5 protein-coding genes are annotated in these 7,962 nt (G+C 71.3%); 2 read left to right on the forward strand and 3 right to left on the reverse strand.

The window, feature by feature from the left end; genetic code table 11:
* Positions 1-11 precede the first annotated feature (11 nt).
* Both Q1V88_RS19430 and Q1V88_RS19435 read right to left on the reverse strand, forming a co-directional pair.
* Positions 12-611, reverse strand: a complete 600-nt coding sequence (locus Q1V88_RS19430; protein WP_300683644.1) for a MerR family transcriptional regulator — start codon at positions 609-611, stop codon at positions 12-14.
* A 71-nt stretch (positions 612-682) separates the two neighbouring features.
* Positions 683-4,180 (reverse strand): bifunctional proline dehydrogenase/L-glutamate gamma-semialdehyde dehydrogenase, encoded by a 3,498-nt coding sequence (locus Q1V88_RS19435; RefSeq protein ID WP_300683647.1) that lies wholly within the window; start codon positions 4,178-4,180, stop codon positions 683-685.
* Positions 4,181-4,273: 93 nt separating this feature from the next.
* Here Q1V88_RS19435 and Q1V88_RS19440 point away from each other — a divergent pair, with 93 nt between their 5' ends.
* Positions 4,274-5,170, forward strand: a complete 897-nt coding sequence (locus Q1V88_RS19440; protein WP_300683649.1) for a LysR family transcriptional regulator — start codon at positions 4,274-4,276, stop codon at positions 5,168-5,170.
* A 16-nt stretch (positions 5,171-5,186) separates the two neighbouring features.
* Here Q1V88_RS19440 and Q1V88_RS19445 read toward each other — a convergent pair whose 3' ends face one another.
* A complete protein-coding gene (locus Q1V88_RS19445) occupies positions 5,187-6,731 on the reverse strand; it encodes an NAD(P)/FAD-dependent oxidoreductase (protein WP_300683650.1) in 1,545 nt (514 codons plus the stop codon).
* A 367-nt stretch (positions 6,732-7,098) separates the two neighbouring features.
* Here Q1V88_RS19445 and Q1V88_RS19450 point away from each other — a divergent pair.
* Positions 7,099-7,962, forward strand: an 864-nt coding sequence (locus tag Q1V88_RS19450) for a DUF222 domain-containing protein (RefSeq protein WP_300683652.1), incomplete at its 3' end; no start/stop codon positions are given.

A 7,962-nucleotide genomic window follows, 5' to 3' on the forward strand; every position in this document is an offset into this window, starting at 1 on the left:
ATGCACGCGTCCTAGCGCTCGGTCGGCACCGCACCCAACGAGCGCGAGATGACGTCGTTCATCGCGTCCTGGAAGGCGACCACCACCGCCTCGACGGTCAGGTCCCGCAGCCGGGGCAGGCCCTCGGCGCGCCGGGCCTCGGCGTCGTCGTCGGGATGGGAGGCGGTGAAGACGTCGAGGATCTGAGCGTGGAAGATCTCGTCGAGCTCCCCGGCCAGCTCGGCCATGTGCCGAGTGGTGGCCTGGTGCGCGGCCTCCAGGGCATCACGCGGCAGGCCGAGCTCACGCAGTTCCCGCCCGATCCGGACCTGGACGTCCTCGGGTGAGTCACTGGTCCACGACGTGATCATGGCGCGCTGCATCGCCAGGTCCTCGACGCTGGCCCCGGCACCGCGGCGCTCCAGGTAGCGGCCGATCGCCTCCAGGGTGAACCCGTGCTCCTGGAGGGCGGTGATCAGCTCCAGTCGAGCGCGATGGTGGGCGCCGTACACGGCGATCCGGCCCTCCCGCGTCGGCGAGGGCACCAGTCCGAGACCGGTGTAGTAGCGGATGTTGCGCACCGTGTGGCCGGTCAGATCGGCCAGTACGTCGACGGTGTACCGCTCATTCATGGCCGGGACGCTAGCACCCGCGGTGTGAGTGTCTGGACGACCTAGGGACCGTCCAGACACTCACACCATGCTCAGAGCAGGCCCTCGACCAGGGACGTCGGGGAGCCGAAGCGGTGCGCCGTGACGGCGACCGCCTGCTCGTGCACGAAGGTCAGCAGCTCGATCCGACCGGCCTCGAGCACCGGCTGGGCGTAGAGCGCCACGTCGGCACGACCCTCGCTGGCGGCGGCGAACACCTCCCGGCTGCCACCGATCAGACGCACCCGGTGGGGCGCATCGGCGCCGGTCAGCGTGCGGGCCCACTGCGCAGCGTCGGCGGTGACCGGGACGACGCCGGACCGCGCCAGGGCTGCGGCACCGTCGGCGCTCAGCGGGGTGGCCAGCGAGACCGTCAGCGGCGCGCCCGCAGTCAGGCCCGCCCCGACGACGCGGAGCAGGTCGGTCTCGGAGCCGCCCTCGAACCGCACCGTGACCGGCACCGGCAGGTAGCGGAAGTGGTTCTGCTCGGCGAGCAGACCCGAGACGTCGCGGACCACACCGATCTCATCGGCCCAGGCGGCGGCGTCGGAGCCGAGCGAGCGCGCCAGGCGTCCCTCGGGGTCCAGTCCGCGCTCGGCCGCCGCAGCCAGCAGCGCAGCGGCAGCGCCGGTCACCGGCGCGGTCCGGGTGGCCGGGGCCGACTCCCAGTCGCTCAGCCCGATCAGGTAGTTCGGGCCACCGGCCTTCGTCCCGGCACCGACGGCCGAGCGCTTCCAGCCACCGAACGGCTGCCGGCGTACGACGGCGCCGACGGTCGACCGGTTGACGTAGGCGTTCCCCGCCTCGACCGTGGCGATCCAGGTCTCGATCTCCTCGCGGTCCAGCGAGTGCAGACCGGCGGTGAGGCCGTAGTCGGTCTCGTTCTGGATCGCGATCGCCTCCTCCAGGGAGTCCGCGGTGATCAGGCCGAGCACCGGACCGAAGTACTCGGTGCGGTGGAACTCCGAACCGCGCTTGACGCCGGTCTTGACGCCCGGGCTCCACAGTCGACCGGTCTCGTCGAGCTGGCGGGGCTGGACCAGCCAGGACTCGCCGGGAGCCAGGGTGGTGAGGGCGCTGAGCAACTTGCCGGCGGCAGGCTCGATCAGCGGACCCATCTGCGTGGTCGGGTCGCTCGGCAGGCCGACGGTCAGCGACGAAACGGCGTCGACGAGCTGGTGCCGGAAGCGCTCGGAGGTGGCGACCGAGCCGACCAGGATGCCGAGCGAGGCCGCCGAGCACTTCTGGCCGGCGTGACCGAAGGCGGAGTAGGCCAGGTCCTTGACCGCGAGGTCGAGGTCGGCGTCGGGGGTGATCACGATCGAGTTCTTGCCCGAGGTCTCGGCCAGCAGCGGCAGGTCGGCGCGGAAGCGACGGAAGAGCGCGGCGGTCTCGAAGGCACCAGTCAGGATCAGGCGACCCACCAGCGGCGAGGCGACCAGGGCCTGACCGGCCTCGTTCTCGGGCACGTGCACCAGGCGGAGCACTTCACGCGGTACGCCGGCCTCCCACAGGATCTGGGTGAGCAGCGAGCCACACCGGGCGGCCTGCGGGGCGGGCTTGATCACAACGGCCGACCCGGCGGCCAGGGCGGCGGCGACGCCACCGGTCGGGATCGCGACCGGGAAGTTCCACGGCGGGGTGACCACGGTCAGCCCGACCGGCACCGGGCGGGCGCCGTCGACGGCGTCGAGGCCCTCGGCGAGCTCGGCGTAGTAGGTGAGGAAGTCGATCGCCTCGGAGACCTCGGGGTCGCCCTGGTCGAGGGTCTTGCCGCACTCGCTGCCGGCGACCTCGAGCAGGTCGGCACGGCGGTTCTCGAACTCGATCGCGGCAGCGCGCAGGATCGCGGCCCGCTCGGCGGCGGGGCGGGCGGCCCAGGCGCGACCGGCCTCGGTGGCCTCGGCCAGGACGGCCTCGACCTGGGCGACCTCGGTCAGCGAATAGGCGGCGACCAGGTCGACGCCGAGCTGGGAGCCGGCGATCCGGGCGGTGATGTCGCGGCCCCAGGCCTGGTTGGCCGGCAGCGACGGGTCGGTGTCGGGCACGTTGGCGAAGCCGGCGGCCGGGTCGTGTGGGGCCCGCTCCAGGGCGTGCACCGGGCGGCGCCGGTCCTGGGTGCGGTTCGGTCCGGCGACGACGTCGGTGACGGCACGCAGCGCGGCCACGAACCGACCCCGCTCCCGCTCGTAGAGCCCGCCGCGGGTGTTCATCTCGGCGTACAGGTCGAAGACGGCGGACATGAAGTTGTCGGTACTGGCGCCCTCCTCCAGGCGGCGCACCAGGTAGGAGATCGCGACGTCGAAGTCGCGCGGGTGCACCACCGGGACGTAGAGCAGCAGCCCGGCGCCCTCGGCAGCGAGGGTCTCGCGGACCGCCTCGGCCTGGCCCTCGGCCATGCCCAGCAGCATCTCGATCTCGATCCGGTCCCGGACCCCACGGCGACCGGCCAGGGTCCAGGCGTAGGCCACGTCGAAGAGGTTGTGTCCGGCGACGCCGAGCCGGACGTTGGCGGCGCGCTCGGGGGTGAGCGCGTAGTTGAGCACCTGCTTGTAGGAGGTGTCGGAGTCCTGCTTGGAGCCCCAGGTCGCCACCGGCCAGCCGTACAGCGAGCTCTGCACCCGCTCCATCGGGAGGTTGGCGCCCTTGACCAGGCGGACCTTGACCGGCGCGCCACCGCGGGCGACACGGGCCGCGGACCACTCCTGGATCCGGATCATCGCGCCGAGGGCGTCCGGGAGGTAGGCCTGCAGCACGATCCCGGCCTCGAGGTTCAGCATCTCCTCGCGGTCGAGGATGCGCTGGAAGACCTCGATGGTGATGTCGAGGTCGTGGTACTCCTCCATGTCGAGGTTGATGAACTTGCGCCGGCCCGCAGCGGTCTCGGTGGCGGCGTACCGGTAGAGCGGCAGCAGCTCGTCGACGACGTGGGCGACGGCCTGGTCGTAGGACCAGGCCGAGTGCGGCGCGATCACGGCGGAGACCTTGACCGAGACGTAGTCGACGTCGGGGCGCTCGAGCAGGGTGCGGGTGCCGGCCAGGCGGCGGGCGGCCTCGGCGTCACCGAGCACTGCCTCACCGAGCAGGTTGATGTTGAGGCCGACGCCGCGCTCGCGCAGGCGGGAGATCTGGGCGCCGAGCTTGGAGTCGGTGGCGTCGATCAGGAGGTGGCCGACCATCCGGCGCAGCACGCGGCGCGCGACCGGGATGACGACGCCGGGGGCGACGCGGGAGAGGCCGGAGCCGGCCTTGAGCGCACCGCGCTGATACCAGGGCAGGAACTCCGGGGTGCACAGCGTGAGCTCGCGCAGGGCGCGGGCGGCGACGCCCAGGTCCTCGGGGCGGATCACCCGGTCGACGAAGCCGACGGTGAAGTCGAGGCCCGCGTCGTCCTTGAGTACGTCGGCCAGGCGGCGTGCCGAGGCGTGCACGGGCTTCGTGGACGCAGACTCCAGCCAGGCCCGGACGAGGGCCTCCACCTCGGGCAGGCACTCCTCGCCCAGGATCGGCGCGGTCATCACCGCAGCGGGGTTCACAGCAGACTCACTCATAGAGCGATCATCTCCCCGCCGAACAGGTCACGTAAAGCGATGTTTTCCGACCGATAACGTTCGGGTTTGCTTACCCTTTGCTAGGGTGCTGCCATGCTCGACGTACGCCGCCTCCGACTGCTCCGCGAGCTCTCCCTGCACGGCACCCTGAGCGAGGTCGCCGACGTGCTGCACCAGAGCCCGTCCTCGGTCTCCCAGCAGCTCGGGCTGCTGGAGCGGGAGGTCGGCACCAAGCTGCTGCGCAAGGTCGGGCGGCGGGTCGAGCTCACCCCGGCCGCCGAGCGGCTCGTCGAACACACCGGCGAGATCCTGGCGCTCCTGGAGCGTGCCGAGGCCGACGTCGCAGCACTGGCCGCCGAAGATGGGGAGGTCTCGGGGACCGTCCACATCGCGGCCTTCCAGTCCGCCGCGCTGGCGTTCATGCCGCAGCTGCTCACCCGGCTGGCCACCGAGCACCCGCGGCTGAAGGTGACGATGTCGCAGCGACTGCCCGAGGAGGCACTGCTGGAGGCACGCTCGAGCGAGTTCGACCTGGTCATCGCGCAGCAGTACCCGCATCATCCCGCCCCGCTGCACGCCGACCTCGACCGGGCGCCGCTGACCACCGACCTGCTCCGGCTCGCGGTCCGTCCCGGTGACGAGCACGCGGCGATCACCTCGCTGGCCGACGCGGCCGCGATCCCCTGGGTGATGGAGCCGCGCGGGGCGGCCTCACGGACCTGGGCCGAGCATGCCTGCCGGGAGGCCGGGTTCGAGCCCGACGTACGGTTCGAGACCGACGACCTGGAGGCGCACATCGCGCTGGTCGAGACCGGCGTCGCGGTCGCGATCCTGCCCGGCCTGATGAGCGTGCGGCGCGCCCCCCAGGTGCGCTGGGTCGACCTGCCCGGCGACCCGCACCGCGAGGTCTTCACCTCGACCCGGGCGGCACTGGCGAACGCTCCCGCGATCCAGGTCTGCCGCGAGGCGCTGGCAGCCGTCGCCCCCTGACCCCGCCTTGTGAGCGTCAGCCGAAGGCGAGGTGCCCGTCGGAGTGCACGTCGCCGGGGGCCATCCGGCGCATGTCGATGAAGTAGTTCTGCTTCGCCTGGTAGGCACCGTGGTCACCCTGCCGGGGCATCCCCGGCGCGCCGCGCAGCAGGTAGCCCGACTTCATGTCCATCAGCGGCCGCGACCCGGCCTGGGCGGGCTCGGTGACGCGGACGACGGTGTGGCCGTGCTCGGTCATGTCGCTGAGCAGGTTGCTCACCCAGGCCGAGACCAGGTCGGCCTTGAGCGTCCAGGAGGCGTTGATGTAGCCGATCGTGAAGGCGAAGTTCGGCACGTGGGTGAGCATCGTGCCGAGGTAGGCGGTGGTCTCGCCGGGGTCGATCTTCTCGCCGTCGACGGTGATGTCGGCACCGCCGAAGAGCTTGATGTTGAGGCCCGTCGCACTGACGATGATGTCGGCCTCGAGGGTCTCGCCGGACTCGAGCTCGATCCCGGTCGGGGTCAGGGTCTTGATGTGGTCGGTGACGATGGTCGCCGAGCCGTTGCGGATCACCCGCCACAGGTCGCCGTCGGGCACCGCGCACAGCCGCTGGTCCCACGGGTCGTACGGCGGGTTGAGGTGCTTGTCGACGAAGGCGGTCGCCTCCTCGCGGGTGAACCCCTGGCCACCCTCCCGGGCGGTGAGCTGTCCGATCTGGCTGTCGCGAATGAAGGCGCGGGCGCGCTGCGGGAAGCGCTGGGCGAAGAGGTAGAGCCCGAGGCTCAGGCCCAGGTTCTCCCAGCGCAGCGCCTCGCGCGCCGCCTTCGCCCTGACCCCCTTGAACGGCAGCCGGCCCACCAACGGGACCTTCTTCATGCCGCCCGCGACCGGGTCTTTGCCCGGTCGCGACACGATGTACGTCGGCGTGCGCTGGAGCATCGTGACGTGCTCGGCCCCGGAGTTGGCCATCGCGGGCACCAGGGTGACGGCGGTCGCGCCGGAGCCGATGATGACGACCTTCTTGCCGGTGTAGTCGAGGTCCTCGGGCCAGAACTGCGGGTGCAGGAAGGTGCCCTCGAACTCCTCGACGCCGGGGAAGGTCGGCTGGAAGCCCTGGTGGTAGTCGTAGTAGCCCGAGCAGTTCCACAGGAACCGGGTGGTGATGGTGCCGGTGCCGCCCTCCACACCGGGACCCTCCACGGAGATCGTCCACAGCTCGGTGCGCGAGTCCCAGCTCGCCGCGGTGACCCGGTGGCCGTAGCGGATCACGTCGTCGACGCCCTCCTCAGCGGCGACCGTGGTCAGGTACTCCTTGATCAGCGGCCCGTCGGCCAGCGTCGTGTCGGACTCCCACGGACGCCAGCGGAAGGCGAACGTGAACATGTCGGAGTCCGACCGGATCCCCGGGTACTTGAACAGGTCCCAGGTGCCGCCCAATGCGTCACGCGCCTCCAGGATCGCCACCGAGCGGTCCTTGTTGTTGCGCAGCAGGCTCGCCGCCGCGTCGATGCCGGACAGCCCGGCCCCGATGATGAGGACGTCGACGTCAGGAGCGCCAGTGCCAGCCGAGGTGTGAGTCACCGCACAGACGTTACCCGCGAGTAGCCAAGAGCGCAGCCCCCCACTTGCGGGCTTTTTTCGGACGCCTCCGGCCGGGCGCCGACTGCTTCTGGCAGGATCAGCTGGCCGTGCAGCCGGGAGGGATCCATGCGTGCAGAGACGAGCGCCGAGCTCGCCCTCGGTGCCCCGATCGGTCAGGGCGCCGCACGAGAGACCGAAGCGGCGCGACGGATCCTGCGCCGCGGGCGGTGGGCGATCACGGCCAGCGTCGCCGTCATGATCATCGGCTTCGCGATCGGCCAGCCCCTCTCCCGTCGTCGCATCCTGCGCCAACCAGGGAGCAGAAGGAGGTCAGCTTTTGTCGGTGGCTTCCCATACTGTGATGGGCATGAAGTCGAGTGGCTCGGAGCCCGTGACCAGCAGTGCTGAGGCACTGTTGGAGGGCTGGCGTGTGGACCAGGCCAAGGCCCGCCGTCGCGAGGTCAAGGCCCTGGACAAGGCGATTCGCTGGCTCACCGTGGTGGCCGACGCTGAGCCTGCTGAGCAGCGGTACGGCCTGGAGATGCCCGTCGGTGGTGACGGCTGTCCTCGCATCGGGGAGGAAGCAGTGGCCGAGTTCGCTGCGTTCGCTCAGATGAGCCCCCGCGCTGCACTGGCCTATCTGGCTGATGTGTGGGACCTGGCGTGGCGGTTCCCCGAGACTCTGGCTGCCGTCCGAGAAGGTCGGGTTGAGGTGTGGCGTGCCCGTCAGGTCGCCGCGACGCTGCGCGGTGTCCCGGCCGAGGGTGCGCGGTACGTCGACGAGGCCATCGCCCCGATCGCCCATCGGGTCGGGATGGCCCGCCTCCGACGCATGGTCGTCCTGGCCGAGATCCTCAGTGACCCCGACGCAGCTGTGGCCCGCGCGAGGGCGGCAGCGGAGGGCCGGTCGATCAACATCTCCGGGACCGGGCAGCCCGACGGCCTGGCCGATGTGTTCGGCCGCCTGGACGCCGCCGATGCTGCTGACTTCGAGGCAGCGATCCAGGAGGTCGCCGCCGAACTTGCAGGGGCGGATGAGGGGTCTGAGCCCGAGCCGTTGGACATCCGCCGCGCCAAGGCAGTCGGGGTGATCGCGCGGCGCCACCTCGCCGGTATAGCCGGTTCAGGGACGTCGGAGGTGGTCGTGACGCGGGTGGTGCACACCTACGTCCACCTCACCCCCGACTCACCCGTCGCCGAAGTCGAAGCCGGCAACACTCTCGCCCCGGTC

This window comes from Nocardioides sp., from assembly GCF_030150155.1.
Classification (GTDB): Bacteria; Actinomycetota; Actinomycetes; order Propionibacteriales; family Nocardioidaceae; genus Nocardioides.

Coding starts and splice junctions, on each gene's coding strand:
- Q1V88_RS19430 (WP_300683644.1), bottom strand. CDS start 611: ATGAATGAGCGGTACACCGTCGACGTACTGGCCGATCTGACCGGCCAC.
- Q1V88_RS19435 (WP_300683647.1), bottom strand. CDS start 4,180: ATGAGTGAGTCTGCTGTGAACCCCGCTGCGGTGATGACCGCGCCGATC.
- Q1V88_RS19440 (WP_300683649.1), top strand. CDS start 4,274: ATGCTCGACGTACGCCGCCTCCGACTGCTCCGCGAGCTCTCCCTGCAC.